The sequence below is a fragment of the Bifidobacterium sp. UTBIF-78 genome, assembly GCF_006408945.1.
Lineage (GTDB): Bacteria > Actinomycetota > Actinomycetes > Actinomycetales > Bifidobacteriaceae > Bifidobacterium > Bifidobacterium myosotis.
On sequence record NZ_JFAO01000052.1, the window covers coordinates 1 to 1,336 of the forward strand.

General features: G+C 59.6%; 1 rRNA gene. It reads left to right on the forward strand.

Annotated features, from left to right (window positions below):
• Window positions 1-1,320 (forward strand): 16S ribosomal RNA (locus tag BG22_RS09680); the annotation flags it as partial.
• Between the last annotated feature and the right edge of the window lie 16 nt (window positions 1,321-1,336).

The window sequence follows — 1,336 nt, forward strand, 5'->3', positions numbered from 1 at the left end:
GAAAGGTTTTTCCGGTATGGGATGGGGTCGCGTCCTATCAGGTAGTCGGCGGGGTGATGGCCCACCGAGCCTATGACGGGTAGCCGGCCTGAGAGGGCGACCGGCCACATTGGGACTGAGATACGGCCCAGACTCCTACGGGAGGCAGCAGTGGGGAATATTGCACAATGGGCGCAAGCCTGATGCAGCGACGCCGCGTGCGGGATGGAGGCCTTCGGGTTGTAAACCGCTTTTATCGGGGAGCAAGCGAGAGTGAGTGTACCCGTTGAATAAGCACCGGCTAACTACGTGCCAGCAGCCGCGGTAATACGTAGGGTGCAAGCGTTATCCGGAATTATTGGGCGTAAAGAGCTCGTAGGCGGTTCGTCGCGTCTGGTGTGAAAGCCCATCGCTTAACGGTGGGTCTGCGCCGGGTACGGGCGGGCTGGAGTGCGGTAGGGGAGACTGGAATTCCCGGTGTAACGGTGGAATGTGTAGATATCGGGAGGAACACCAATGGCGAAGGCAGGTCTCTGGGCCGTTACTGACGCTGAGGAGCGAAAGCGTGGGGAGCGAACAGGATTAGATACCCTGGTAGTCCACGCCGTAAACGGTGGATGCTGGATGTGGGGCACGTTCCACGTGTTCCGTGTCGGAGCCAACGCGTTAAGCATCCCGCCTGGGGAGTACGGCCGCAAGGCTAAAACTCAAAGAAATTGACGGGGGCCCGCACAAGCGGCGGAGCATGCGGATTAATTCGATGCAACGCGAAGAACCTTACCTGGGCTTGACATGTTCCCGACGACTCCGGAGACGGGGTTTCCCTTCGGGGCGGGTTCACAGGTGGTGCATGGTCGTCGTCAGCTCGTGTCGTGAGATGTTGGGTTAAGTCCCGCAACGAGCGCAACCCTCGCCTTGTGTTGCCAGCGGTTCGGCCGGGAACTCACAAGGGACCGCCGGGGTCAACTCGGAGGAAGGTGGGGATGACGTCAGATCATCATGCCCCTTACGTCCAGGGCTTCACGCATGCTACAATGGCCGGTACAACGGGATGCGACACTGTGAGGTGGAGCGGATCCCTGAAAACCGGTCTCAGTTCGGATCGGAGCCTGCAACCCGGCTCCGTGAAGGCGGAGTCGCTAGTAATCGCGGATCAGCAACGCCGCGGTGAATGCGTTCCCGGGCCTTGTACACACCGCCCGTCAAGTCATGAAAGTGGGTAGCACCCGAAGCCGGTGGCCTAACCTTTTTTGGGGGGAGCCGTCTAAGGTGAGACTCGTGATTGGGACTAAGTCGTAACAAGGTAGCCGTACCGGAAGGTGCGGCTGGATCACCTCCTTTCTACGGAGAGTTTTTC